Genomic DNA, 23,857 nt, shown 5'->3' with positions numbered 1-23,857 from the left:
TCTAGATTCAAGTCAAATTTCGAAAACAAGCGGAGAAACGTCATGAGAACTTGGTTCATCACAGGCTGCTCGAGCGGCTTTGGACAACGGCTCGCGGTCGCTGCAGCACAGCGGGGCGATCAGGTTGTCGCTACTGCCCGAAACGTCAACTCGATCGAAGACATGGCTCGGCCATTCGACGGCCGTATGATCACCTTGCCGCTCGACGTGACAGATGCGGCGGCGGCAAATACCGCGGTCGCAAAGGCCGTCGAGACATTTGGGGGTTTTGACGTGCTGGTGAACAATGCCGGCTACGGACTGTTTGGGGCGCTCGAGGAGGGCACGCCCGAAGAATATCGACCGATGTTCGAGGTGAACGTTTTCGGTCTTATCGAAACCACCAGGGCAGCCTTGCCTGCACTGCGACATTCGGGCGGAGTGATCGTCAACATGTCTTCTGGTGCAGGGATCGCGGGCAGTGGCGGCGCAGCATATTACAATGCAGCCAAGTTTGCGGTTGAAGGGGTTTCCGAAGCACTCTCCGGCGAGCTGAAGCCGTTCGGTATCCGAGTGCTGATCGTCGAGCCTGGGCCATTTCGGACCGACTTCCTTGGACGTTCGATCACGATGGCGGCCAAAGAGATGCCGGAATACGCCGCAAGTTCGCGCAGGCATTATCGCGAAACCAATAACGGCAAGCAGGCAGGCGATCCCGACAAGGCGGTTGCAGCGATCCTGAAGGCGGTCGATGCGGATGACGCTCCGCTTCATCTGCCGCTCGGCCCGGTCGCGCATTCGATCGCTGAGCGGAAGTTGGCTTCGTTTCGCCGTGATATCGACACCTGGCGCGACATCTCGATCGCGACCGATTTCGATCAGCCCTGAGCTGATCGTTAGCTCTCTTTAACCTCAACATCGACGGAAAAGAGTTATGATCCCAACATTGGAAGGGTTTGCCCAGCAGCTGGTGCCGGTCAATGGCATCAAGATCAATGCCGTCACGGGGGGCTCCGGCCCACCGATCCTCCTGCTTCACGGTTGGCCGGAAACCTGGTGGGAATGGCACCACGTCATGCCGCTGCTGGTCGAAGATTTTAGCGTGGTGGCAATTGATCTGCGCGGTGCGGGTTTTTCCGACTGCCCGCTTGACGGCTATGACAAGGCGACGATGGCGCGCGATGCGCACGAAGTAATGCTCGCCCTTGGGCATAATCGCTATGCCGTGTGTGGCCATGACATTGGCGGAATGGTCGCATTGACGCAGGCCGCTATCTATCGAGATTCGGTTACTCACCTTGCTGTCCTCGATGTTCCGCTTCCTGGCTGGAGCCAATGGGAGGCGACGACGGCAAAGATCTGGCACTTCGCGTTCCATGCTAATCGGGATCTTCCGGAACGCCTGATTTATGGCCGCGAATATGACTATGTTTCGGCCTTCATGGCGGAGCGGTTTTACGATCACAGCACCTTTAATCCTGAAGACGTCGACATATATGCGAAAGCCATGGCCCTCCCTGGCCGCACGCGCGGTGGCATGGAATGGTACCGCACACTGACCGCCGACCATGCGGCCGCGCTCGAGTACAAGAAGCGACCGCTTGAGATACCCGTTTTAGGTCTCGGCGGGGAGCAGCGTTTCGGTGCTCATATGGTCCCGATGCTCGAGGAGTTCGCCACAGATGTTACGGGCGGCTCGATTGCCCGCTGCAGTCACTATGTGGCTGACGAGCGCCCGGATGAAGTGGCCGCTGCTCTCATCGATTTCCTCAAGGCCAAGTGAACTCTGCGATCCGGGCAAATTGGGCCCGATCGCGTTCATCGATTCAACAAGAAAGGAAAACTATAATGACCGCACCTCAAATTCGCGGCGTCAACCATATCGGCATCACGGTGCCCGACATCGAAGCGGCAAAATCGTTCCTTGTGGAAGCTTTTGGTGGCCAGGTGATCTATCAGTCCTTCGGACCTCAGGATCCTCCACGGCAGGGAACCGAATTCGAACGGGCCACGGGCGCATTCCCTGGAACGGTGATCCGTGCACAGGCGATGGTCAAGATCGGTACCGGGCCTGACATCGAGCTCTTCGAAATGCACGGTCCCAAGCAAGCGCAACCGGTTACACCGAGCGACTTCGGCATTACCCATTTTGGTGTCTATACCGACGACATCGACGCATCGGTAGAGCGCTTTGAGAAGGCCGGCGGAACCCCCCTTACGGCGCCACGCGCTATTCCGTACGCAACCGAAAAAGGGGACGGAAACAAGGTCTGCTATTGCCGCACGCCGTGGGGCACGATGATTGAGTTTATCACAACGCCCGATCGCATGGCCTATCATGACCAGACGGATCTGCGCAGGTGGCAGGACGAGAAATGAGCGTGAGCTTCGATACCACGTTATCCCGCCGCAGCCTCCTGTCGCTTTCGGCGATGGCTGCGGCCTCCGCTCTGGCGGGGTGCGCCTCCACCGCTGGCACCGGTTGGATGGTGGGGCGACAGTCGACGCCGCTCCCGGATCCGATCGGCCCTGTCCACATCGCAGCTGTACCGACAGATGCCGAATTGGCTGTCATGTACGGTCCTATCGAGGATGGCGGCTTTCTGATCCCGGCGGTTCCCTACAAACAGATTGATTCGCGCTACTATCGCCAGCAGGTCCTCGACCCAACTGGCGAGGCGCCCGGCACCATCGTCGTCGACACCCCCTCCCGCTTCCTCTATCTCGTCCAGCCGGGTGGGACCGCGATGCGCTATGGTGTTGGCATCGGCCGCGAGGGCTTTGCCTGGCAGGGCAACGGCGTCATTAAGTGGCGTCAGAAATGGCCCCGCTGGAAGCCGCCGAACGAGATGGTCGCGCGTCAGCCGGAACTGGCGAAGTATTCGATCGAGAATGGTGGCATGGAGCCGGGCCTGAAAAATCCGCTCGGTGCGCGAGCGCTCTACATCTACTCCGGCGGCCAGGACACACTCTATCGTCTGCACGGCAATCCGCAATGGCGCTCGATTGGCAAGGCCGTTTCGTCAGGCTGTGTGCGCCTGCTCAACCAGGACATTATCGACCTCTATGAGCGTGTGCCGATCAAGGCGCCAATTGTCGTCAAGCAGTAAGCGCAAGCTATCACCACCGTCTCTCCCTGGATAGAGGAGAGACATGTCCTTCAGGCGATTTCAAAGCCTCAGTTAATCCACGCACAAAACTCAAGGAACTACCGACCATGTCGAACTTCAGTAAAGTGGCCGTTTGCCTCGTTGCCGCGCTTTTGTCTTCCGTAGCCGTAACAGCCCCAGCCTTAGCGGACGCGCGCAACATCGTCCTTGTCCATGGCGCGCTCGTGGATGGTTCGGGCTGGCGCGGCGTTTATGACATCCTGACCCGCGACGGCTACAATGTCAGCATTGTCCAGCAGCCACTGACACGCCTCGACCAGGACATTGCAGCCACGATGCGCGTGGTCGATCAGCAGGACGGAGATGTCGTTCTCGTCGGTCACAGCTACGGAGGCACGATCATCACGGCAGCAGGTGATGATCCTAAGGTCAAGGCACTTGTTTATGTCGCAGCGCTCCAACCTGAAAAAGGTGAAAGCACAGCACAATTGCTCCAGTCTATGCCGTCACCCACCAAGGATATTAAGCCGTCGAAGGATGGGTTCCTTCTTATAGACCGGTCAAAGTTCGCTGCGGATTTCGGGGCAGATCTGCCCAAGGATCAAGCCGAGTTCATGGCCCGGTCGCAAATGCCTGTCGCCGTCGTCGCCACCGATACACCGGTTTCGGCCGCAGCTTGGCACGAGAAGCCCAGCTACGCAATTGTAGCGAAGGACGATATGACGATAAACCCCGACCTGGAGCGCTGGATGTACAAGCGTGCCGGTTCAACGGTGACAGAGGTAGAGGGCAGCCACGCTATTTACATCTCTCAGGCGGCTGCAGTCGCAAAGGTTATCGAGGAAGCAGCCAAAGCTGCCAAATAGCGGCGGCATGCATTATGCAAAAGGCGCGTGTCTCGATCAACTTGCTAGCTGCGTCACGTCCGGGACGTGATGCAGCATTTTTGAGACACGTACCGGCGCCCGGGAAAGAGCCGTGCCGGCGGGCGAAGTCAAGGACTGTCCGACATCGCTGGCGTTTGTACTTTTTCATCCAACGGTGCTTAAAACTTCGCGACGCTTGTATCAGTGCCGCTAGCAACCAGCAAAGATTGCGAGGACCACTATGGATCGAGAGATCATTATACCCGACGAGATGCAGGAGATCGTCAGCCGAGCCGGCTATGCTCCCGCGGTTAAAGTCGGAGACACAATCTACGTCGTCGGCCAAGTTGGGCGGACCAAGGATCTCAATATTATTCGCGATCCTTCAGAGCAATTCAGAGCTATGTGGGACAATTTACGAATTGTCCTCGAAGCCGCTCAATGCACGTTCGATGACATCGTGGAAATGACAAGCTATCACGTCGAAATGTCCAAGCACATGGACGTGTTCCGGACTGTCAAAAACGAGGTGTTTCCGAAGGGAACCTATGCGTGGACCCGGATAGGTGTCTCTGAGCTCGCGCACCAGGGGCTCCTCGCTGAGGTGAAATGTGTTGCCGTAAAGCGATGATGGAACCTATTTGTCGCGAACGAACCCCTCCACGCTGAGCATATAAGCACAAGCAAAGACAGGTCGGTACTCGAATGCGAGCGATTATGTCCGGGACCTGATCCGCAGAGACCAAGCGCGTACGGATAAGATTGCCGAGATGCAGCGATTTGTCGACGACGGAATCAGAAGCGGAGTTGGGAGCCGTTCAACGGAAGAGTTGTTTGCTTTAGCCACTTCTCGAGCTGACATCAGCCGCGGACGCGCTTAATGCCATTTAGCCTATCTGTCCAAGCGGAAGAGGATATTATTTCCATTGCGGAAGAAGGCATCCGCATCTTCGGAGCACTAGTCGCCAGACAATATCACGATGAGCTTTTTGCCTTGCTCGAACTCATCGCCACCAACCCAAGAATGGCACGCGAACGCCATGAGATTTATCCTCCTGTCAGGATCCATCCTTTCAAGGCTCACCCTGTCGTGTACCGCATCACTGAAGACGGGAGCGTATTCGTCATCCGCATACGGCACAGCCATGAAGATTGGGCGGGAGATTCTTTCTAACCAACCACTTCGCCGAATTTATAACATATTGGTCGTAAGTGCGAATCTCATCAAGGCGACAGCATTACAATCTGCGAAGGCTTAGGCAGCTATGCGCGCCCCATTTCGGTTGTTCCTGCCAATAGTCTTGGCTCCAACCAGCGCACGTTGCTCGGCTAGATCGAGAGGTATCCTGCGTAGCCCGAGATTAAGGACCCCCCATTTCAGAGCGTTGCAGCCTCCCAGTGTGGAGCAAAAGGTGGATCAACGTAGCGCACGTCCTTCGGCAGAGCCGCGATAGCCGCGCGGTCCTCCTCGTCGAGGTGAATATTGAGCGCATCGAGATTGGCTCGCTGGCTGGAGGGGCGAGCGGCTTTGGGGATAGCGATGACGTTTTCCTGATCCAGAAGCCAGGCTATGGCGATCTGGGCTGCGGTGGCGCTGTGCTTCTCACCGATCCTAGCGAGAACGGGATCCTTTGCCGCCCGGCCTTGCGCAAGCGGCGCATAGGCGGTCATCGGAATACCCCTGCGGCGAAGGTAGTCCAGCATCGGCGTCTGCGACAGGAACGGATGATATTCCACTTGATGAACGGCGATGGGGGCGCCGATTTCCTCGATCGCATGCCGGATCATGGGCAGGTTGAAGTTGCAAACGCCGATGGCGCGCGCCAACCCTTCCTCCTTCAGTTTGGTGATGGCGTCGAGCGTGGCGCTTATGTTCATCTTCGCTGATGGCCAATGCACGAGGAAGAGATCGATATGGTCGAGGCGAAGCTTGCCGAGGCTCGTATCGAAGGACCGTCGCAGGGCATCGGGGGAGAGCTTGTCGTGCCAGACCTTGGTGGTGACGAAGAGGTCAGCGCGGTTTATGCCGGAGGCCGTGAGCGCGGCGCCGACGGAGGCTTCATTGTCATACATGGCGGCGGTATCGACGTGGCGAAAGCCGAGTTCAAGCGCACTTTCGATCACCGGTCGGGCGGCATCGCCCGGCATCCTGAAAGTCCCCAGTCCTAACCGGGGTATAGCGACACCGTGAGTCTCAATCGTTTCCATGATCAAACCTTTCGAGTTGCGAGGGACGCGACGGCAGAGGCAGAAGCCGTCCCCCGCCCGTTCTCCCGGCGCGTTCACGCGGTCTCGCTCGCCGCTGCTTGCCGGACCAGCGCTTCGATCACCTGCGCAAGCGACGTCTTGCCCCTGACACGGTTTCCGCCGTCGGCTTTGAAGTCGATCCAGCCTTCGTTGAAACCGTCGAGCATACGCATGCGCGGCTGCGGGTGACGCGTACCCTGGGCACGGAATAGGCCGTCCCAGCGTTCCCGCGGGACGATCTCCACCCGTACCGGATGCCCGAGCACTATCGCGAAGGCATTGGCGAGATCGTTGGGGGAGACCCGTGCCGGGCCTTCCAGTTCCACCACCCGCTTGCCGATCCATTGCTCGCGAATAAGATCTGCAGCAAGCTCGCCGATATCCTGCGTCGACACCATGGCGAAGGTCTTGTCGGCAGGCTGGAGGAAGCTGTGGAGCACGCCTTCGTCGCGCGCCGCGACCACGTCCCAGACCGCATTTTCCATGAACCAGCCAGGCCGCAGGAAGGTGACGTGAAGATCGAGGTCGCCGAGGGCTTTTTCCAGCATCGTCCTCTGGCTCAACAAATTGTCGACTTCCGCGTCGGCGCCGATGGTCGAGAGGCAGACGACCCTTTCCGGGCGGGCAGCAAGGAGAGCGGTCGTCAGCGCCTCATTCTGCTTTGCCGCTTCCGGATAGCCGGGCGCCGGATCGAACTCCGACGGCGGTAGGATGAAGACGCCCTTGGCGCCCTTGAACGCGTTGGCGAGCTTTGTTGCGTCGCCCATGTCGGCAAAGGCGATTTCGCAACCGCGCTTGCACCAGATTTCCGCCTTGGCGGGATCGCGCAGCACCGCGCGGACCGGTTCTCCGGCTTCGATCAGGGCGTTCGCAAGCGCGCCGCCGACCTTGCCGGTAATTCCTGTAATCGCATACATGATATGTCTCCTGGTGTTCAGGTTGGGGAATGGATCAGGCGAGGCCGTCGTAGAGACTGCGCTCGAATGTGCCGTAGAGCTGCACGACCTTTTCGTCGTAGAATGGGAGAAGCTGGGTGAAGATGGCGCCGGTCACCTGCCGGGCCGGGTCGAGCCAGAAATAGCAGTTGAGCAGGCCAGCCCAGGAAATGCTGCCGACCGACCGACCGTTCGGACCGGGCAGCGTATTGATGTCGAACGAGTATCCCCATTTGTGGGGTTCACCGGGAAACTGGTCGAAGCTCTGCGAATAGGCGGGTTGGGCCGTCGTCATGGCGCGCACGTCGAGGTCGCCGATTTGGTTTCGCATCATCGACGCGACCGTTTCCGGCTTCAGCACGCGCACGCCCTTATGGGAGCCGCCGTTCAACAGCATCCGCAGGAAGGCCATGTAGTCGCGTGGCGTGCTGAAGGCGCCGCCGCCGCCCAGGAAGAATTCCGGCCGTTGTGGCATCTCAAAGGGCGCGGGCGTCAGTCCGCCGTCCGCGTTCCTCTTGTGGAAGGTGGCGACCCTGGCCTTCTGCTTGCTGCCGATCAGGAAGCCTGAATCGGTCATGCCGAGCGGAACGAAGATGTTTTCGCGGAAATAGACCTCCAGCGACTGGTCGCTGACCGCCTCCACCAGCTTTCCGATCCAGTCCATGCTGATGCCGTATTGCCAGCGATCGCCGGGATCGAACTCGAGCGGTGCCAGGAACCCACCGTTTTTGCAGGTCGCTATGTCCGGCATTCCTGTAACCTGCTGATAGCGGGTCAGCGCATCGCTCCAGATCGAATAGGTATAGCCGGAGGTGTGGGTGAGCAGGTGCCGCACCTTGATGGCCCGCTTGGCCGGGCGCAGGCGCGGCTGGCCATCGCCGTCGAAACCCTCCAACACCATCGGATTGGCGAGTTCCGGCAAATGTTTCGCCGCATCGTCCTCGGGATCAATCTTACCCTGCTCGATGAGTTGCATGCAGGCCGTGGCGGTGAAGGCCTTCGTCATCGATAACAGCCAGAACACCGTATCGGCGCGCATTGTCGCTCCGGTCACTGTATTGGCCTTTCCGAAGGTCCCTTCGTAGATCATGCCGTCCGGTCCCGCGGCTGTGGCAACGATCCCTGCCACGGTTCCGTCCCGAACGGCCTGCTCCATCGCCATGTCGATCGGTTTGAAATTTCCGGACCGCGCTTGCGGTTTGGCTGTCAGCGCATGAGCCGGCGTATTTGCAGCGACTGTACCGGCTGCCAGCAAGAGGCCGCCGCGCGCCAACAGGCTTCTGCGTGAGATCGCATTCATGGATGAAGTCCTTCTCTGCAAGGCCGGAGATTTCCACGGTTCCGGCATGCCGCTGGCGCCGCGCGGGCGCTAAGTAACTATTTACGGGATGAAGAAAGATGATTCACGCGCATTAAAATCAAGGATAAGATGACTTCAAATCATCATGACAAGACGGTCGGCGAAGACCGACCTTGCGGCGGAGAGGTGCATGAGTTTCGACACGCGGCTGCTGACCGGGGTCGGCGTTTTCGGGGCGGTGATGGAGGCGGGCAATTTCGTGCGGGCCGCGGATGTTCTCGGCCTCACGCCATCGGGGGTAAGTCGTGCGATAGCGCGACTCGAGCAACGCGTCGGCGTCAGGTTGTTCGACCGCAGCCCGCGTAAGGTTACGCTGACGGAAGAGGGCGTCCGCTTCCATGCCAGGATAATGCCGTTGCTGGCCGGGCTGGAGGAGGCGGCCTCCGAAGCCGCCGGTTCGGCGGCGTTCGTCGGTGGGCGGATCAGGGTTTCGATCGATCCCTGGTTCGCGCGCATGGTGCTGGCGCCGAGGATCGGTGAGTTTCTAGCGCTCTATCCCGCCCTGACGCTCGATCTGACCACCAGCAACTACCGCGAAGAGATGATGAGCGGCGCTGATGTCGCCGTGCGTTTTGGTCCGCCGGACGAATCCTCGCTGATCGCGCGCAAACTGCTGGACGTACCGGTGCTGACCTGTGCCGCACCAGGCTATCTCGACCGTCACGGAGTTCCAGTCACGCCCCACGACCTGATGCGCCACGATTGTATTCTCTTTCGCGACCCGCAGACCGGGCGACCGTTCACCTGGGAATTCCAGGGGGATAACGGCGCCATCGAGATCAAGGTGGCCGGGCGGTTGGTCATGGACGATCCCTCCGCTGCGGTCGCGGCCTGTCTCGCGGGGCAAGGCATATTCCAGAGTTTTGCCATCGGCCTCGACGAGTGGCTTGAGAGCGGGGCGCTCACGACGATCCTGACGGAATGGTCGGGCGAGCGGTTTCCACTTTACGCCTATCATCCGTCACGCCACATGCCGCCGGCCAAGGTGCGGGCTTTTCTGGATTTTGTTCAACGAATCGCGGTGACATAGCGCGGGGTGCATTCTTGCCGCTTCGCACGATTGGTGTTGCATACCGGCCGTAAGAGCCGGAGGGGAGTAGATCAGTCCCCGATGACGGGTCAAATCCGCGCACCAGTTGGGATCGTGCCGCAATGCTGTTCCCAACGAACAGTGCTTACGGTTCGATTCCGTTCAAGGCATCGGAACCGGAAATGGCCATTACGCGGAAATAATTTCCGCTTCCGGCGGGTGCACGGGTTCACATCCTGTCGCACGACAGTTTACCGGACGACCATCTTTATTACTCAACAGCGAAATCGGTCGACACCGAGACGGTGCGCTATTCGGAGAGAATGGCAGGGCTTCTGTCGCTCGCAGTCCTCGTGTCCACGATACTGCTCTCGACCGACGTGCTTGTGAGGGCCGCCGCGCGCTCACGCAAGCGGTGACATGCGGAAGCACCAAGTGAAAAGATCGCCATAGATCGATGTCAGCCAGGCATCACGATCTTGATGGGACGCGTCCCGACGGGTTCGCCCGTGGTTCTATCGATCATAACCGGCTCGATTTCGGTGCCCAAGCCTTCATCGAAGAAGCGGGTGAACTCGCCACCGCCGCGATGCTTTCCGCCCCAGGCCGCGAGCGCGAAAAGAACCGGGAGAAAGTCCCGCCCTGCATCGGTGAGGACATACTCGTCGCGAGGTGGGCGTTCCGAGTAGCGGCGCTTTTCGAGAAGTCCTTCTTCCGTCATGGCCGCCAGACGTGTCGCCAGCGGTGTCGGCGCAATTCCGAGGTTTTTGCGAAACTCGTCGAACCGCGTGGACCCGGCGTGGGCGTCGCGCATGATCAGCATGCTCCATGCATCGCCTACGAGAGCAAGGCTCCGGGCAATGAGGCATGGCTGGTCCGAAAGATTTTTCATGTGGATCTCATTTTGGTAGTGACTTACTCTTAAAATGATAGTAACCATTTATCCATCGACATTCCAGCGTAAATTTCTGTTGGCCGTCGAAAACAGCCGGTGCCCAATCCCCATCAGGAAGACGACGATGAAGTTCTATCTCTGCAAATACATACCCCCGCGCCCGGATTTCCTCGCCACGATGACGACCGACGAAAAGACCTGGATGGGCCAGCACGGCACTTATCTCGACAGGCTTCTCGGGGAAGGTAAAATCGTGGCGCACGGGCCTGTCATGGACCCCGCTGGCGGTTACGGCGTCTCGCTTTATCAGATTGAAGACGACGAAAATATCGAGGCGCTGACCTCGCTTGACCCGATCGTGCAAAACGGCGCTGGCCACTACGAGCATTATCCCATGCTTCACATCAAGCATCGCGGCTGAGTCCGCAAACCCCATGTCTCCTCATGCCACCAATTATCGGCCGTCACGCGACCGACGGAAGGAACCTCTATGACCATCGCACTCATTACCGGAGCGTCCAGCGGTATCGGCGCCGTCTACGCACGACGGCTAGCCGCTCGGGGACATGACCTCGTTCTCGTCGCCCGGGCGACCGATCGCCTCGAAACGCTGGCCGCCGAACTTAGCCTGGCATATGGCATCGCCGTCGAGAACATCACGGCCGACCTTACAGACCCGACGCAACTCGGCACGGTCGCCGAACGCTTGAAGGCAGAGCCGTCTATCGACATTCTCGTCAACAACGCCGGGGCAGGATTGCTCGGCGGATTCACGTCGGCCGATCCTGCGGCGATGGAAACACTGCTTCGTCTCAACGTCGTCGCTCCGACGCTACTGGCTTCCGCGGTAATCGCGGGCATGGTGGAGCGGGGCAGCGGGTCGATCGTCAACATCGCCTCGGTGCTGGCGCTTTTACCCGAATATTCCCACGGCATCTATGCCGCCACCAAGTCCTATGTGCTTACCATGTCGCAGAGCCTAGCCGCAGAAGTCTCTTCCAAGGGCGTATACGTCCAGGCTGTCCTGCCCGCCGCGACACGTACGGAAATCTTCGAGCGGGCAGGAGGTGACATCAACCGTGTCCAGAACCTGATGGAAGTGGAAGACCTCGTCGACGCGGCGCTGATCGGGTTTGACCGGAAAGAGCTGGTGACGATCCCGCCCGTGCCCGACGTCGCCGCATGGGATGCCTTCGAGCAGGCGCGTGGCGTCTTGGCCGCAGGCTTTAGCAACTCCGAACCCGCCGCGCGATACCGCTCCAACTCATGACACTTCGACCTCGCGGGGACCACTTGCAACTCCCGCGCCATCAACACCGCCCTGTATCGGGCGAACGAAAGGAATTGAAATGAACACGAACAATCGTAGCGTCGCCGTCGTCACTGGCGCGGCATCCGGGATCGGTCTTGCCACGGCCAAGGCTCTGGTGTCGGCCGGCTACCAGGTCTTTGGAACAAGTCGGAAGGCGAGGACGGGGACGGTCGCGGGGATCACGATGCTTGAATGCGACGTGACCGACAGCGCTTCGGTGGCTGCAATGGTCGCCGAAGTCGTCAGCCGCACTGGCCGTATCGACATCTTCGTTAACAACGCGGGCGGGGCCCTCATCGGTGGCGCCGAGGAATCATCCGTTGAACAGGCGCAGGCTATTTTCGATCTCAACGTGTTCGGGATCGTCCGGACGACTAACGAGGTCCTACCGATCATGCGCAGGCAGCGTAGCGGGCGCATCATAAACATCAGTTCGGTGGTTGGCTTCATTCCCAGTCCGTTCAGCGCGCTTTACACCGCCACGAAACATGCCGTCGAGGGTTACTCGGAGTCTCTCGATCACGAAGTCAGATCGCTCGGTATCAGGGTCCTCCTGGTCGAGCCTGCCTTTACGAACACGGCGCTTGACCACAACGCGAAACAGCCCGACCGCATGACGAGCGTCTACGATGCGGGCCGCAAGACAACGGAAGCCGTGTGGAACAGTGCCATCAAGGCAGGCGATGCGCCGGAGCTTGTCGCGGAAGCCGTCGTGAAGGCGGCGACAGTAAAGTCGCCGAAGTTGCGCTACCCCGCCACCAAGGCGGCGCGGCAACTGCATTTCCTGCGACGCTTCGTACCCGCAAGCGCGTTCGACAAGAGCCTGCGCAAGCAGATGAAGCTGCCTGCCTGACGACGGTGGCACTCGGGAAGACGCCTCCTGACGATGGAAACGTCTTCAACTCAGCGACGATAGTGGATATCCGAGGGCGTTGTGGGCAGCGAGATCTGTCGGTTGATCCATGGCTATCGGCGGAACTGGGCCGGGTTGCTATGAGCGAAGCCGCATAAGCAGAAGTTGATGGAGCGTTTTCGCCGGGGTAGTCGGTCCCGCCTTCCGCGATGCGGCGCTTCTCTAATCGGCGGGTTGAGGTCAAGCGCTTTCGCGCTTACTTAAAGCGAAACGAGTTCGAGCAAAGTCCAATTTCGCCCATAGCGGACAATGAGTGCACCTAACATTTTCACTCCGAAGGTCGCGAATTCAAGTGGCGGCCCCTTCGTTGAGCCGCCCCTTGTTGGGCTAACGCCTCCACGACCCCTCTGGGAGTTCCTTATCCCGTTCCTCCGCAGCGAGTGCCGCAATGACACCGTCCTTATCGAGCGGGATGCAGTAAGCGGGCTTGGCCCGCTCAAAACGCCAGCTATCAGCGAGGGGGCCGACGTCTACAGTATCGAACCCGAACTCCGCTTGTAGGGTGGTCACAATCACCTTGTTGGCGGCATCGTCACCCCCAATCGGCAAGGCACACTTAGCTCTGTTTGGAAGTGCAACAGGATCGAGGAGGTCGTTCTCCAGAATGGCCTTGAACGCCTTGATGATCGTCGACCCTTGGAATTGGTTTGCGATCGGTTGCGACGTTTTCGTCTCGCGCTGGTCGAGCGCATCGATACTTCCATCCCTATCCCGGTAGTAGTTGTTCGCATCGATGACAATCTTGCCATCAAGGAACTGCGGTGCAAGCTGCGAACGGCACTGTGAGAACCATCACATCGCTGGACGAGGGCACGTCGGATACAACAGCGGCCTGACAACCAATTTCGGCCGCTGCCTCGCGCAGGGGTTCTGGTCCGCGCGAATTGCTGAGCGTCGCGGTATGTCCGTTCGCGACTGCAAGCCGGGCCAGTGCCTTACTGATGTGCTCGGCCCCGATGAAGCCAATCCTCATGCCTTGTCTTCCTGCTCGGCAGGCATGTTGCCCGGGGGATAGGAGCGGACTTTTAAAGAAGGGTGTATTGCGGGGTGCTTCCAGTTTCGTTGCCCAGATTGTCTCAGTGGAGGAAATAAAATTGATCTGTAAGAAGATCTTTTAGTCTGATATGATCCCTATAAGCGGCATTTAGTTTGACATGAGCAGATGCTGTGAGATACGTAAACATATCATAACGGGAAAGATGAATCGTTAAGGTATCATATGAAGTCGGGTTCGGAGGCTCTTCAGGACATAGGGCGGCTGCTCAAGACGTCGCGCAAGACTTTGGGCCTCACCCAGGAGCAGGTTGCGGATATGGCGGGTATATCGCGACCGCGGTACCGCGAGATTGAGGCCGGAGCCAGCGCTGCCCGTACGACCACTCTGATCAACATTGGTCGTGCGCTTGGTCTGGAACTGATGCTCATCCCTCAAGCGATGGTCCCGGCGGTTGAAGCTTTACTGCAGCCAGGTGGCGCCGAAGATGACCTTGCTGCTTTCGTCGCCAGTCCTGATGGTGATGGCAATGTCTGATGCGCCTCTTGATCCAAGATCTATAACCTCAATGGACGTGCTGCTGAATGACCTGAAGGTCGGCATGATCGTGAGGACGCCGGGAGACTTCAACGCGTTCAGCTTTGAGGAGAGCTATCGACAGACGGGTGGTTTCCCAGTGCTCAGTTTGTCATTTCGCGCGGCACATGGGGGTTTGCGGAAGGACCCGAAGCCTGTCGCAAGGGCTTTGCCATCGTTCTTTGCGAACCTTCTTCCAGAGGATAAACTGCGCGAGGCGATGGAGAAGCACCATTCAGGCAGCGTGCGAGCAGGAAATGATTTCGACCTGCTTGCAACACTCGGATCCGATCTGCCGGGGGCTGTCCGAATTGTGCCGAGCGAAGGCAGCGTTGTTTGTAATGAGGGTTTGACACCCCCGAGACCGAAGGCCCGGTTTTCGCTCGCCGGCGTGCAAATGAAACTCTCCGTCATCAAAAACACAGGCAAGGGCGGCGGTCTGACGATCCCCTTAGGCGACGAGCAGGGTTCATATATCGCCAAGTTTCCATCGACATCATTTCCCGGTGTCTCGGAAAACGAATTTGCAAATCTCGCATTGGCCGAAGCGATTGGTATGGACGTGCCGGAACGCGAGCTCGTGGAACAATCGCAGTTCGAGGGTATCCCGGAGGAGTTTGAGACATTGTCCGACGGCAAAGTCCTCCTCGTCAAACGTTTCGATCGCGTTGCCGGTGGTGAACGCATCCATATCGAAGATTTCGCACAGGTATTCGGCGTCTATCCGTCTCGAAAATATGAGGGGGCCTCATATCATGATATCGCTGTGGCTATTGGGGTCGCCGTTTCTTCAGCTTCAGCCCTCGAGTTCGTCCGACGACTGGCTTTGGCAGTCCTGACAGGAAATGGCGACATGCACCTCAAGAATTGGTCGCTGATTTATTATGGGAAGGGCAACAAGCCGGCACTCGCCCCAGTCTATGATGTGCTCTCGACAGTCCCTTACATTCCGTCGGACGCCATGGCACTGTCGCTGGCCGGTGAAAGGCCGTTCAAGGCAATGAACGCCCAGCGATGGAAAGTCTTCGCGCATCGTGCGCGACTGCCTGAAGCTGCTGTGCTGAAGGCTGTTACGGAGACCGTCGAGCGCGTCAACCAGTCTTGGTGGTCTCTGCCTGAACGAGCTGTTCTACCCGATAGAGTGTTGGAGCGGATTGATGCCCACATCAAGCTGATGTCGCCGATCCTCGGCACGTGCGCGAATTAGCAATTGGTGTTTTTGCGTAACTCGTTAGCAGTTTCATAGCCCACCAAAACCGATAGGGTTGCTGGTTCGAATCCGTTCAAGAAGAAGGTTTGGTCGAGCTCTTTCTGGGAATGAGCGTTGGAGCGGAGATGCGGATTCGATCTTCGCTTGAAATTGTTCCGCTCGCCAGAAGATCCAGAGCATTCGAAGCAATCTGATCAAAAGGCACACGCAGCGTCGTTAGTGGTGTTGGAAGGTGGCTGACGATGGGAATGTCGTTGTATCCGACAACGGAAATATCGTCAGGCACAGACAGCCCCATACGCGACAGACCGGACAAGGCCCCGATTGCGGTGTTGTCGTTCACGGCGAAGATTGCCGTAGGACGATCATCTAGGCGCATAAGCTGCTGTGCTGCATCCGCGCCAGCATCGATACCGAACGTCGAGGGGATGATGTAATCCAGGCGGACAGCGATCCCTGCCTCTTCAAGAGCCTGGCGATAACCTTCGACACGTCCAAGTGAGCTGGAAGCATAGGACGGTCCGGCGATTACACCGATGCGTCGATGCCCCAGATCCAGCAGATGTCGTGTTGCGAGATATCCACCCAATCGATCGTCACCGACCGAGGAAAGGCTTCGACCATCACTGCGGAGAGCTAAAACAAAAGGTATCCCTCGAGCCGTGAGTACCTCTGGGAAATCGTCGTCCTCGCGGGCTGTCGACAAGATCAATCCGTCCACGCCTCTTTTGAGAAGAGACTCTGCCGCAAGCCTGTCAGCTTTAGGCTTGTCGTCGGTCGTAGCGACAATGGCGAAGCGTCCCGTTTTGCTGCACGCCTTGGCCAGTGCTTCATACAGCATCGCCATAACAGTATCCGTCAACCGAGGCACGATCACACCAACCGTCATGGTATTGCCGCGCCTGAGGCTCGCTGCCGAGACGTCGCGCATGTAGCCCATATCCTCTGCGACTTTGCGCACTCGCCGCGATGTGGCGTTGTCGGACTGAGGCAAACGTTCATCTAAAATGCGCGACACCGTCGACTTTGACACGCCCGCAGCAGACGCAACATCGTGGATAGTTATGCGCGTTTGGCGACCCGTCTCTTTGACCTCTGATTTCATTTCTGTTTTCCGCGCCACGGTACCCTCACATTCGCTAAGGGTGAACATGCATCAAAAAAACTATTGACTCCAGTAAAATCCAGCTCGATAGTGGGAACGTTCCCATTAACGATCCCACCACTGGTCGCGAGGCGGACAGTGGCTATCTGAGGAGGAGATATCCCATGCAAGCAATGGACATGAGAGGCCTGAGCCCGGCGCCGGTCACTGCATTTACTCGTGACGGCGAGGTCGATTACGCCGCTAATGCCCGCATTGCCAAATGGCTTGCCGGAATGGATGGCGTGAAGAGCCTGGTTATTCTCGGCCACGCCGGTGAAGGCACATTCCTAACGGAAGAAGAGCGTCTCAAGCTCATCCACACATATGTCGACGCTGTCGATGGTCGCATCCCGATCATTGCCGGCATCACCGGTGAAGGAACGAGGGTTGCCGCACAAGAGGCAAAGAAGTGCAAGGCTGCCGGCGCGACAGGCGCGCTCGTCTATCCAAACCATGGCTGGCTTCGCTTTGGTTTTCAAAAAGGCGCACCGCAAGATCGTTACAAGGCGATCTGGGAGGAATCCGGTCTGCAATGCATTCTGTTCCAATATCCTGATGTGACCAAAGCCTCCTATGATCTTGATACCCAGCTTGCGATCGCGACCCAGGAAGGGGTCGTCGCAACCAAGAACGGCGTGCGCAATATGAAGCGCTGGTACGTTGAAATCCCGGAACTGAAAAAGGCCAATCCGAAACTTCAGGTCTTGAGTTGCCATGACGAGTGGTTGTTGCCGACCATGTTCGATGTCGATGGTTTGCTCGTCGGCTACGGCAATATCGCACCGGAACTGCTGATCGACCTGATCAATGCTGGTAAGGCACAGAACTACCCAGAAGCCCGAAAGATATTCGAACGTTTGCTTCCCGTCACGCGCGCCGTGTATCACAGAGGCTCTCACATGGAGGGTACCGTTGCACTGAAACTTGGTCTCGTTCACCGTGGCGTGCTGGACCATGCAACCATCCGCGAGCCGCTCAAGAATCTTGGCGAAAAGGCTGAAGCTGAAATCTTCGCCGCCTTCGACGCTGCTGGTATCGGCCGTGTCGACCAACTGATGGCGGCAGAATAATAACAACAGCCCCTGCCTGAAAGGCGGGGGCTGTTGAAACAAGGGGAGGGGATATTGCTGCACATCGGGGGTGACGTGCCGCAATCGCACGTTCGTAACGACGTGCATGCCTCACCGATATGAGCGATGCCTTCCGACTATCGCCGCGGACGATTCCGGAAGCTGAGACGATCAATCCGTCAGGTTCGACGCCAGGCCGGGAGTGGGCTAGGCAAAGGGAGGAAATCATGAACATGGAACAAAGGTTGACGGCGTCTACGCCGCTCGTCGATCCGCAAGCTGAAATCAGTGCACGCCTTGAACGACTTCCGGTAACCCGCGAAGTTTTCTGGGCTCGTAACATCGTTGGTGCTGCAACATTTTTCGATGGTTATACGGTCATCGCAATCGCCTATGCCATGCCGGTTCTGGTCCGTGAATGGAATCTCACGCCCGGCCAGACCGGCATGATCCTGTCTATGGGTTATCTGGGACAACTCATCGGAGCGGTGTGCTTCGGCTGGTTGGCGGAAAAGATTGGACGTCTCAAGGTCCTGCTGTTTACGATCCTGCTTTTCGTCAGCATGGACATCGCTTGCCTCTTCGCAGCCGGCGCTGGAATGATGATGGCTTTTCGATTTGTTCAGGGAATTGGAACGGGTGGTGAAGTTCCTGTGGCCAGCGCCTACATCAATGAACTGATTGGCTCCAAAGGGCGCGGTCGTTTCTTTCTTCTGTACGAAGTGATGTTTTTACTCGGCCTCGTTGGTGCGGGATTGATCGGATACTTTATGGTGCCAGTTTATGGCTGGAAAGCCATGTTTGTGGTCGGCCTTGTTCCTGCGCTCCTGATGATCCCGCTGCGTTGGTTCCTGCACGAATCCCCCCGCTGGCTGGTTGCCAACGGGCGCTATGAGGAAGCCGACAGAATCGTGACCAAATTTGAAAACAGCGCACGCTCGTCTGGTCACGAGTTGCCTGAACAAAAGATCGTAGCGGCTCCCTTGCACCGCAAATCCGACTGGCGTGAACTGTTCCAGGGCATCTATCTCAAGCGCACGCTGTCTATCTGGGCTATGTGGTTCTGTGCCTATATGGTCGCCAATGGCACGATCACATGGCTCCCGACCCTGTATCGGCAAACCTTTAACCTGCCGCTCGAAACCAGTATATTTTACGGCTTCATGACGTCAGTCGGCGGTGTGATCGCAGCGATTATCTGCGCACTGCTCATCGATAAGGTTGGACGCAAGCGTTGGTATGTGGGAGCGCTGCTGCTCGCACCCATTCCGCTCGTCGTTCTCGCCTGGTTGGGGGCCACATCGGCAACGCAGGTTCTTATCCTTGCCGGACTGGCCTATGCCATCCTACAGACGGTGACGTTTTCGCTCTACCTCTATTCGGCAGAAATTTACCCGACCCGTCTGCGTGCCATTGGCACCGGGACAGGCAGCGCTTGGCTACGCCTTGGGTCGTCAGCGGGGCCGATTGCGGTTGGCTGGGTGATGTCATCGATGGGTATTCAGTATGTTTTCGGCGCATTCGCAGTCATATTAGTCGTTGGAGCTCTGGTAACGGCCGTGTTCGCAGTGGAAACCAAGGGTAGGGTTCTGGAGGAGTTGTCCCCATAAAAATTGACCCTGACCGCCTATCATGATTGACCCTGCATGAAAGTGCCGGGTCAATCATGCGTTTCCGACACTAAGTGATCAATGCAGGCTGATTCGCTTTGTTTTTCTTATCTGATATCTCATGGTCGTCAGTTCGGCTCCCATCAAGGCGGGTAAACTAATATGAACATCGCAGTGGAAAGGCCAGAAGTTCGCAAAGATTTGCCAGGAACCGAGTGTCATTGCCCGAGTTCTTTTTGGTGATTGGGTGGGTCATGTCTTGATGACGGGGCTATAGTACTCACGACAACATCGGCCAAAAGATCGGCCAAATGTGATGGTAAATCGACAAAAATCCCATATATATAAATGATATAAGGAAACTGGATATCGGCCAAAATGACTGTCTAAGTAGCATCTACCCGCATCGAACCGGCGCGTATCGAGCATCCCAGCGGCGAACTGCTGGACCTTTCGCTTGAGATTGTCGCTAGGGCCGAACGACTTGGCCGGGCCCTCCATCCTGAAACCGCAGCCCAACTGGCCCGCACCGTCAGGATCATGAACACCTACTATAGTAATCTGATCGAAGGCCACAACACCCGGCCACGTGAGATCGAGCGGGCCCTGCAGGGAATTAAGCCCGAGGACGATCGGCGCGACCTCAAGATCGAAGCCGTCGCCCACTATCGTGTTCAGCAGGAGATCGACGAGCGAGAGGCGGCAGGGATGTTGCCTGATCCTGCATCGATAGAATTCATCCGCTATCTTCACCGCGCCTTTTATGATGGCGCAACAGTAAAGATGCTGACGATTGTCGGTAACCACCACAGCTTTGTTATGACGCCCGGCGAATGGCGGCGAGGGGAGGAGCAGGACGTCGAGGTCGGCAGACATTTGCCTCCCGCGAGCGATCGCGTGCCCGATTTCATGGCCTACTTCCATCAGCGGTTCGCCTTCCAGCCGGCTCCAGGAGAAGCGATGATGGCAGTCGGGAGCAGCCGTAGCGCCCGCCTTTTTGCGATGGCGACCTCGCATCACCGTTTCAACTACATCCATCCGTTTCCAGACGGCAACGGCCGAGTTAGCCGTTTGATGAGTCATGCGATGGCACAAGCGGCCGGAGTGGGAGCTCATGGTCTCTGGTCAGTTTCCCGCGGCTTGGCTCGAGGCTTGGCGGGGGGGCCTGAAGGACGCGCCGAATATAAGCAGCATATGGCTTGGGCAGACGAGCCACGTCAGGGCGACCGCGATGAACGGGGCAACCTGTCGCTCAAGGGACTGGAACTGTTCACCAGTTGGTTTCTGCGCGTGTGTCTCGATCAGCTCGAATACATGGACAGCCTGTTTGACCTCAAAACACTAGGGGGACGCCTCAAGCGTTATGTCTATCGTCAGGAAACTTTGCCTGACGAGTGCGCGCCCTTACTTCAGGAAGCCCTTGTGCGCGGAGAATTTGAGCGGGGAGAGGCTTCGCGTATCACTGGCCTGCCAGATCGATCGGCGCGGCGCGTTCTAAAGGCGCTGACGGATGAGGGCCTGCTTGCGTCAGTTACCGAAAAGGGGCCTGTGTCGCTGCGCTTTCCAGTCCAAGCGCTCGATACCCTTTTCCCTCGTCTCTATCCCGAGGACGTATGACTATTTCGTGTACTGGCGGACCCCTCACCGCTGCCTGAGAAGCGTCCAGAGGAGGATTAATGATACGCCAAATAGCAGCTTAGCCGAATTAAGGGTGCAGCGTTCGGTTCCCATCAAGAGCTGTAATTGCGACCTCATCGTTAGTTTGACAAACTTTGCCATCAGCGAGTATGTTGAGGCATTAAGGAGACTCGAATGGCGACGATGAATGTATCCCTGCCAGACCCCATGAAAGATTGGGTTGAAGCACAGGCCAAGACTGGTCGATACTCGAATGCGAGCGATTATGTCCGGGACCTGATCCGCAGAGACCAAGCGCGTACGGACAAGATTGCCGAGATGCAGCGATTTGTCGACGACGGGATCAGAAGCGGAGTTGGGAGCCGTTCAACGGAAGAGTTGTTTGCTTTAGCCACTTCTCGAGCTGACATCAGCCGCGGACGCGCTTAATGCCATTTAGCCTATCTGTCCAAGCGGAAGAGGATATTATTTCCATTGCAGAAGAAGGCATCCGCATCTTCGGAGCACTAGTCGCCAGACAATATCACGATGAGCTTTTTGCCTTGCTCGAACTCATCGCCACCAACCCAAGAATGGCACGCGAACGCCATGAGATTTCTCCTCCTGTCAGGATCCATCCTTTCAAGGCTCACCTTGTCGTGTACCGCGTCATTGAAGACGGGAGCGTATTCGTCATCCGCATACGTCACGGCCATGAAGATTGGGCGGGAGATTCTTTCTAACCAACCACTTCGCCGAATTTATAACATATTGGTCGTAAGTGCGAATCTCATCAAGAGCTAGACTAAGCAAGACGTTATCGCATGAGTTGCCGTAGCAGCATTTGAAGCCGACATTTCTTTTCGACCGCGTCGCGTTGTTAAGCGGTTATAGAGCTGTCGTTCCCACGGTCGAAACGTACGCGCATCAACGCCAAAGGTCGACAGTCTTGGCCGTTCAGGAAGACTTCATACCCTGAAGGCAGCTTCTTGAAGTTGATCTCCATCCATTCTCCGGGCTCTACATTACCCAGATAAACTACATTCCGTGAGGCGATCATCCCGGTATGCGTCTCTCCTGCTTGGAACAATCCCCGGTCAGCTAAAGCGCTGTAGCTCGGGAAATAAAGAAGTCTGGCGGCATTGAAGTCTGTCGCCGGGCAAGGCAGGACAATCTGTGTCTGTGACATCCCGGAGAGTTTAAAATGGTTGTTGCGAATGTCTCGCGTGGCGGCCGAGGCCATCTCGGCAACGCGACGAACCGCGAGGGGCGCCTCGGGCGGCATCGCTAGCGCTCGCGGGCTCCGCCGGACGACAGATCGGTTGATCCCCGGTTCGGAACGTCCCACAAAGGTCGAGACCAAAATCATGCGGCCTACAGTATCGCCGCCAGCGGTGACGCGGATAAGTGACGCCAGACGCCCGTGGCCGACGCGGTAGAGATCCGCAGCCAGTGTCATCTCCCCGCCCAATCGTGGAAGATGAGGTCTTACGAGCTGCAAGCTGGTCGCACAAAAAGCCGCATAAAGTGGTGCGCCCTCTGAGCAAGTGAAAACAGCATCCCGCTGTCCCATGGCGCGCGCGATGAGCCGCCAGTGCAAATCACCGGCGCGTCGCTTGAGCCATTGCTCCGAAATGCCGCTGTAGCCCATTTCCGCCATTCCTAGCACGTGGCGTTCGATGAGCTCCGACCCCTCGTGCCTGGCGAGCTGAACAGTGCTCATGCGGCCAGCCTGTTCTTTTGAAGTGCTACTATTTGTTCGGCGAGATAGCGGCTGTCCTCGTCGATGCCAAGAAATCGGCCGGAGCCCCATGTGTTCAGCCAGCCAAGACCAATAAAGTACAGACCAGGTGCATCGGTTACACCGCGACGGAACACCGGCTTGCCTCGCTGATCCAGGCAGTCGACCTTCAGCCACGAATAATCCGGACGGAAACCGATCGCCCAGATGATCGATTTTATGCCTGCCTCCGCCAAATCAACTTCGGTGATTTCTTGAACGGGACGCCAGACCTTTTCGAATGGGGGCTCCTCTGGAGCATTAATTGCGTGCGCGGCGATCCATGCATCGATCTGCTTGCGAATACCCATATAGCTCCGGTCAGCGTCATCGAGGTTCTTTTCGAGGTCGGGCAGGAATGCCATCATCGTGCCCGAGGCACCCGCGACAGATCCGTACAGCCGCACCCCCTCCAGTGCATATTTGCGCAGATCGATCTCCTTGCCGCCGTCGCGCCCGGACATGTAATGGTTGGTCTGGGTCAAGGCTTTGATGGGATCGGGATGGGTATCGATCGTGACGGCATACGTTCCTGCATCGTAAAGCCAGTCGGTTGCGTCGCGCCCGCGGTATTTGCGCGGGCTGCGCGGAGCGGGCCCTACCGCCAGGTGCACTGGACGACCTTCCAGATGAAAGTCGTCCATGATCTGCACGCCAGATTGCCCTGTGCCCACAATCAAGGTTCCGCCATCTGGTAGTTGCGACGGACGCCGGTAATCGCGCGAGTGCATCTGTAGGATAGTGGCGTCCAGATCTGCTGCGTAGGACGGCACGATTGGATTGTCGTACCCACCTGTCGCAACCACAACCTGGTCCGCAGTCAAGTTGCCAGAGCTAGTCTCGATCCAGTATCCACCACTGTCGCGAGGCGAGACATGCGTGACGTCCGTCCCTTCGCGGATCGGTGGGCTGAAGCTTTCTGCAAAGCCATCCAGATAGTCTACGATTTCTTGTCTGAGCATGAAGCCATTTGGATCCGCTCCCTTATAGTGCCAGCCGGGCAGCCGGCACTGCCAGTTTGGTGTGACCAGACAGAAACTGTCCCAGCGATTGTTGCGCCAGCTTTCGAACTTTCGGTGGCGCTCGAGAACGATATGCTCGATCCCTTCCTGCATCAGATACCAACTGACAGAAAGACCAGCCTGGCCGCCTCCGATGATGAGAACTGGAACGTGCGGTACAGTATCGTCGGTCATAACAAACCCT

26 protein-coding genes and 1 pseudogene are annotated in these 23,857 nt (G+C 57.7%); 19 read left to right on the top strand and 8 right to left on the bottom strand.

Annotated elements, in window-relative coordinates; all coding sequences use genetic code 11:
* Positions 1-42: 42 nt before the first annotated feature.
* From ACQZ45_RS18405 to ACQZ45_RS18370, 8 genes and pseudogenes are all read left to right on the top strand, one after another.
* Entirely contained in the window at positions 43-867 is an 825-nt protein-coding gene (locus ACQZ45_RS18405; RefSeq protein ID WP_448742407.1) for an oxidoreductase, read from the top strand.
* A gap of 46 nt (positions 868-913) precedes the next feature.
* Complete coding sequence (locus tag ACQZ45_RS18400; protein WP_448742406.1) at positions 914-1,762, top strand: alpha/beta fold hydrolase; 849 nt, start codon at positions 914-916, stop codon at positions 1,760-1,762.
* Between the two features lie 65 nt (positions 1,763-1,827).
* Positions 1,828-2,358 carry a VOC family protein gene (locus ACQZ45_RS18395; protein ID WP_448742405.1) on the top strand — a complete coding sequence of 177 codons (531 nt, stop codon included), beginning with the start codon at positions 1,828-1,830 and terminating at the stop codon, positions 2,356-2,358.
* A complete protein-coding gene (locus ACQZ45_RS18390; protein ID WP_448742404.1) occupies positions 2,355-3,089 on the top strand; it encodes a L,D-transpeptidase in 735 nt (244 codons plus the stop codon). The genes ACQZ45_RS18395 and ACQZ45_RS18390 overlap by 4 nt, the downstream gene beginning before the upstream one ends.
* 107 nt (positions 3,090-3,196) lie before the next feature.
* Positions 3,197-3,955, top strand: coding sequence for an alpha/beta fold hydrolase (locus ACQZ45_RS18385; RefSeq protein WP_333723474.1), 759 nt, complete (start codon positions 3,197-3,199; stop codon positions 3,953-3,955).
* A 241-nt stretch (positions 3,956-4,196) separates the two neighbouring features.
* On the top strand, positions 4,197-4,586 hold the full coding sequence (locus tag ACQZ45_RS18380; protein WP_013637179.1) for a RidA family protein: 390 nt from the start codon (positions 4,197-4,199) through the stop codon (positions 4,584-4,586).
* Between the two features lie 46 nt (positions 4,587-4,632).
* Positions 4,633-4,836: pseudogene (locus tag ACQZ45_RS18375) on the top strand (ribbon-helix-helix domain-containing protein); the annotation flags it as partial.
* Positions 4,836-5,129 (top strand): type II toxin-antitoxin system RelE/ParE family toxin, encoded by a 294-nt coding sequence (locus ACQZ45_RS18370; protein WP_081308669.1) that lies wholly within the window; start codon positions 4,836-4,838, stop codon positions 5,127-5,129. The pseudogene ACQZ45_RS18375 and the gene ACQZ45_RS18370, both read left to right, overlap by 1 nt.
* Positions 5,130-5,332: 203 nt before the next feature.
* Here ACQZ45_RS18370 and ACQZ45_RS18365 read toward each other — a convergent pair whose 3' ends face one another.
* From ACQZ45_RS18365 to ACQZ45_RS18355, 3 genes are all read right to left on the bottom strand, one after another.
* Positions 5,333-6,163 (bottom strand): aldo/keto reductase, encoded by an 831-nt coding sequence (locus ACQZ45_RS18365; protein WP_313595313.1) that lies wholly within the window; start codon positions 6,161-6,163, stop codon positions 5,333-5,335.
* A 74-nt stretch (positions 6,164-6,237) separates the two neighbouring features.
* On the bottom strand, positions 6,238-7,119 hold the full coding sequence (locus tag ACQZ45_RS18360) for an NmrA family NAD(P)-binding protein (protein ID WP_173998382.1): 882 nt from the start codon (positions 7,117-7,119) through the stop codon (positions 6,238-6,240).
* Positions 7,120-7,153: 34 nt separating this feature from the next.
* Positions 7,154-8,437, bottom strand: coding sequence for a serine hydrolase domain-containing protein (locus ACQZ45_RS18355; protein WP_173998384.1), 1,284 nt, complete (start codon positions 8,435-8,437; stop codon positions 7,154-7,156).
* A 190-nt stretch (positions 8,438-8,627) separates the two neighbouring features.
* Between ACQZ45_RS18355 and ACQZ45_RS18350 the strand changes: the two genes are divergently transcribed.
* Positions 8,628-9,527 carry a LysR family transcriptional regulator gene (locus ACQZ45_RS18350; protein ID WP_421459920.1) on the top strand — a complete coding sequence of 300 codons (900 nt, stop codon included), beginning with the start codon at positions 8,628-8,630 and terminating at the stop codon, positions 9,525-9,527.
* Between the two features lie 460 nt (positions 9,528-9,987).
* Here the strand turns inward: ACQZ45_RS18350 and ACQZ45_RS18345 are convergent, their stop codons facing one another.
* On the bottom strand, positions 9,988-10,419 hold the full coding sequence (locus ACQZ45_RS18345; RefSeq protein WP_421459922.1) for a winged helix-turn-helix transcriptional regulator: 432 nt from the start codon (positions 10,417-10,419) through the stop codon (positions 9,988-9,990).
* Between the two features lie 127 nt (positions 10,420-10,546).
* On the opposite strand from ACQZ45_RS18345, the gene ACQZ45_RS18340 reads away from it, so the two are divergent.
* From ACQZ45_RS18340 to ACQZ45_RS18330, 3 genes are all read left to right on the top strand, one after another.
* Positions 10,547-10,843, top strand: coding sequence for a YciI family protein (locus tag ACQZ45_RS18340; protein ID WP_003519127.1), 297 nt, complete (start codon positions 10,547-10,549; stop codon positions 10,841-10,843).
* Between the two features lie 69 nt (positions 10,844-10,912).
* A complete protein-coding gene (locus ACQZ45_RS18335; protein WP_003519125.1) occupies positions 10,913-11,692 on the top strand; it encodes an SDR family NAD(P)-dependent oxidoreductase in 780 nt (259 codons plus the stop codon).
* 79 nt (positions 11,693-11,771) lie between these two features.
* Positions 11,772-12,587 (top strand): oxidoreductase, encoded by an 816-nt coding sequence (locus ACQZ45_RS18330; RefSeq protein ID WP_025591179.1) that lies wholly within the window; start codon positions 11,772-11,774, stop codon positions 12,585-12,587.
* An 808-nt stretch (positions 12,588-13,395) separates the two neighbouring features.
* On the opposite strand, the gene ACQZ45_RS18325 is transcribed toward ACQZ45_RS18330, so the two are convergent.
* Positions 13,396-13,620 carry an NAD(P)-binding domain-containing protein gene (locus ACQZ45_RS18325; RefSeq protein WP_003519121.1) on the bottom strand — a complete coding sequence of 75 codons (225 nt, stop codon included), beginning with the start codon at positions 13,618-13,620 and terminating at the stop codon, positions 13,396-13,398.
* A gap of 246 nt (positions 13,621-13,866) precedes the next feature.
* On the opposite strand from ACQZ45_RS18325, the gene ACQZ45_RS18320 reads away from it, so the two are divergent.
* Positions 13,867-14,178: a helix-turn-helix domain-containing protein gene (locus ACQZ45_RS18320; RefSeq protein ID WP_003519119.1), complete on the top strand. Its 312-nt coding sequence runs from the start codon at positions 13,867-13,869 to the stop codon at positions 14,176-14,178.
* Positions 14,171-15,424, top strand: a complete 1,254-nt coding sequence (locus ACQZ45_RS18315; protein WP_112949178.1) for a type II toxin-antitoxin system HipA family toxin — start codon at positions 14,171-14,173, stop codon at positions 15,422-15,424. The genes ACQZ45_RS18320 and ACQZ45_RS18315 overlap by 8 nt, the downstream gene beginning before the upstream one ends.
* Before the next feature lie 76 nt (positions 15,425-15,500).
* On the opposite strand, the gene ACQZ45_RS18310 is transcribed toward ACQZ45_RS18315, so the two are convergent.
* A complete protein-coding gene (locus ACQZ45_RS18310) occupies positions 15,501-16,532 on the bottom strand; it encodes a LacI family DNA-binding transcriptional regulator (RefSeq protein ID WP_111799466.1) in 1,032 nt (343 codons plus the stop codon).
* 164 nt (positions 16,533-16,696) lie between these two features.
* On the opposite strand from ACQZ45_RS18310, the gene ACQZ45_RS18305 reads away from it, so the two are divergent.
* From ACQZ45_RS18305 to ACQZ45_RS18285, 5 genes are all read left to right on the top strand, one after another.
* Entirely contained in the window at positions 16,697-17,644 is a 948-nt protein-coding gene (locus tag ACQZ45_RS18305) for a dihydrodipicolinate synthase family protein (protein ID WP_003519114.1), read from the top strand.
* Positions 17,645-17,871: 227 nt separating this feature from the next.
* The gene (locus ACQZ45_RS18300; RefSeq protein ID WP_174041379.1) at positions 17,872-19,254 is read left to right on the top strand and encodes an MFS transporter; all 1,383 of its coding nucleotides are present in this window, start codon (positions 17,872-17,874) and stop codon (positions 19,252-19,254) included.
* A 540-nt stretch (positions 19,255-19,794) separates the two neighbouring features.
* Positions 19,795-20,871: a Fic family protein gene (locus ACQZ45_RS18295; protein WP_236772270.1), complete on the top strand. Its 1,077-nt coding sequence runs from the start codon at positions 19,795-19,797 to the stop codon at positions 20,869-20,871.
* Positions 20,872-21,066: 195 nt separating this feature from the next.
* Positions 21,067-21,321: a type II toxin-antitoxin system ParD family antitoxin gene (locus ACQZ45_RS18290; protein ID WP_013637268.1), complete on the top strand. Its 255-nt coding sequence runs from the start codon at positions 21,067-21,069 to the stop codon at positions 21,319-21,321.
* The gene (locus tag ACQZ45_RS18285) at positions 21,321-21,614 is read left to right on the top strand and encodes a type II toxin-antitoxin system RelE/ParE family toxin (protein ID WP_080670353.1); all 294 of its coding nucleotides are present in this window, start codon (positions 21,321-21,323) and stop codon (positions 21,612-21,614) included. Before ACQZ45_RS18290 ends, ACQZ45_RS18285 begins: the two co-directional genes overlap by 1 nt.
* A 137-nt stretch (positions 21,615-21,751) precedes the next feature.
* Here ACQZ45_RS18285 and ACQZ45_RS18280 read toward each other — a convergent pair whose 3' ends face one another.
* On the bottom strand, positions 21,752-22,594 hold the full coding sequence (locus ACQZ45_RS18280) for a Pnap_2097 family protein (protein ID WP_448742403.1): 843 nt from the start codon (positions 22,592-22,594) through the stop codon (positions 21,752-21,754).
* On the bottom strand, positions 22,591-23,847 hold the full coding sequence (locus ACQZ45_RS18275) for an MSMEG_0569 family flavin-dependent oxidoreductase (RefSeq protein ID WP_174041381.1): 1,257 nt from the start codon (positions 23,845-23,847) through the stop codon (positions 22,591-22,593). Before ACQZ45_RS18275 ends, ACQZ45_RS18280 begins: the two co-directional genes overlap by 4 nt.
* Positions 23,848-23,857 lie beyond the last annotated feature (10 nt).

The sequence above is a fragment of the Agrobacterium sp. 16-2014-1-2a genome (genome assembly GCF_053522705.1).
This window is presented reverse-complemented; position numbering and strand designations above follow the sequence as displayed.

Excerpts from the sequence above, each read along its gene's own strand:
- ACQZ45_RS18405 (WP_448742407.1), top strand. The coding sequence starts at position 43 with ATGAGAACTTGGTTCATCACAGGCTGCTCGAGCGGCTTTGGACAACGG.
- ACQZ45_RS18400 (WP_448742406.1), top strand. The coding sequence starts at position 914 with ATGATCCCAACATTGGAAGGGTTTGCCCAGCAGCTGGTGCCGGTCAAT.
- ACQZ45_RS18395 (WP_448742405.1), top strand. The coding sequence starts at position 1,828 with ATGACCGCACCTCAAATTCGCGGCGTCAACCATATCGGCATCACGGTG.
- ACQZ45_RS18390 (WP_448742404.1), top strand. The coding sequence starts at position 2,355 with ATGAGCGTGAGCTTCGATACCACGTTATCCCGCCGCAGCCTCCTGTCG.
- ACQZ45_RS18385 (WP_333723474.1), top strand. The coding sequence starts at position 3,197 with ATGTCGAACTTCAGTAAAGTGGCCGTTTGCCTCGTTGCCGCGCTTTTG.
- ACQZ45_RS18380 (WP_013637179.1), top strand. The coding sequence starts at position 4,197 with ATGGATCGAGAGATCATTATACCCGACGAGATGCAGGAGATCGTCAGC.
- ACQZ45_RS18370 (WP_081308669.1), top strand. The coding sequence starts at position 4,836 with ATGCCATTTAGCCTATCTGTCCAAGCGGAAGAGGATATTATTTCCATT.
- ACQZ45_RS18365 (WP_313595313.1), bottom strand. The coding sequence starts at position 6,163 with ATGGAAACGATTGAGACTCACGGTGTCGCTATACCCCGGTTAGGACTG.
- ACQZ45_RS18360 (WP_173998382.1), bottom strand. The coding sequence starts at position 7,119 with ATGTATGCGATTACAGGAATTACCGGCAAGGTCGGCGGCGCGCTTGCG.
- ACQZ45_RS18355 (WP_173998384.1), bottom strand. The coding sequence starts at position 8,437 with ATGAATGCGATCTCACGCAGAAGCCTGTTGGCGCGCGGCGGCCTCTTG.
- ACQZ45_RS18350 (WP_421459920.1), top strand. The coding sequence starts at position 8,628 with ATGAGTTTCGACACGCGGCTGCTGACCGGGGTCGGCGTTTTCGGGGCG.
- ACQZ45_RS18345 (WP_421459922.1), bottom strand. The coding sequence starts at position 10,419 with ATGAAAAATCTTTCGGACCAGCCATGCCTCATTGCCCGGAGCCTTGCT.
- ACQZ45_RS18340 (WP_003519127.1), top strand. The coding sequence starts at position 10,547 with ATGAAGTTCTATCTCTGCAAATACATACCCCCGCGCCCGGATTTCCTC.
- ACQZ45_RS18335 (WP_003519125.1), top strand. The coding sequence starts at position 10,913 with ATGACCATCGCACTCATTACCGGAGCGTCCAGCGGTATCGGCGCCGTC.
- ACQZ45_RS18330 (WP_025591179.1), top strand. The coding sequence starts at position 11,772 with ATGAACACGAACAATCGTAGCGTCGCCGTCGTCACTGGCGCGGCATCC.
- ACQZ45_RS18325 (WP_003519121.1), bottom strand. The coding sequence starts at position 13,620 with ATGAGGATTGGCTTCATCGGGGCCGAGCACATCAGTAAGGCACTGGCC.
- ACQZ45_RS18320 (WP_003519119.1), top strand. The coding sequence starts at position 13,867 with ATGAAGTCGGGTTCGGAGGCTCTTCAGGACATAGGGCGGCTGCTCAAG.
- ACQZ45_RS18315 (WP_112949178.1), top strand. The coding sequence starts at position 14,171 with ATGTCTGATGCGCCTCTTGATCCAAGATCTATAACCTCAATGGACGTG.
- ACQZ45_RS18310 (WP_111799466.1), bottom strand. The coding sequence starts at position 16,532 with ATGAAATCAGAGGTCAAAGAGACGGGTCGCCAAACGCGCATAACTATC.
- ACQZ45_RS18305 (WP_003519114.1), top strand. The coding sequence starts at position 16,697 with ATGCAAGCAATGGACATGAGAGGCCTGAGCCCGGCGCCGGTCACTGCA.
- ACQZ45_RS18300 (WP_174041379.1), top strand. The coding sequence starts at position 17,872 with ATGAACATGGAACAAAGGTTGACGGCGTCTACGCCGCTCGTCGATCCG.
- ACQZ45_RS18295 (WP_236772270.1), top strand. The coding sequence starts at position 19,795 with ATGAACACCTACTATAGTAATCTGATCGAAGGCCACAACACCCGGCCA.
- ACQZ45_RS18290 (WP_013637268.1), top strand. The coding sequence starts at position 21,067 with ATGGCGACGATGAATGTATCCCTGCCAGACCCCATGAAAGATTGGGTT.
- ACQZ45_RS18285 (WP_080670353.1), top strand. The coding sequence starts at position 21,321 with ATGCCATTTAGCCTATCTGTCCAAGCGGAAGAGGATATTATTTCCATT.
- ACQZ45_RS18280 (WP_448742403.1), bottom strand. The coding sequence starts at position 22,594 with ATGAGCACTGTTCAGCTCGCCAGGCACGAGGGGTCGGAGCTCATCGAA.
- ACQZ45_RS18275 (WP_174041381.1), bottom strand. The coding sequence starts at position 23,847 with ATGACCGACGATACTGTACCGCACGTTCCAGTTCTCATCATCGGAGGC.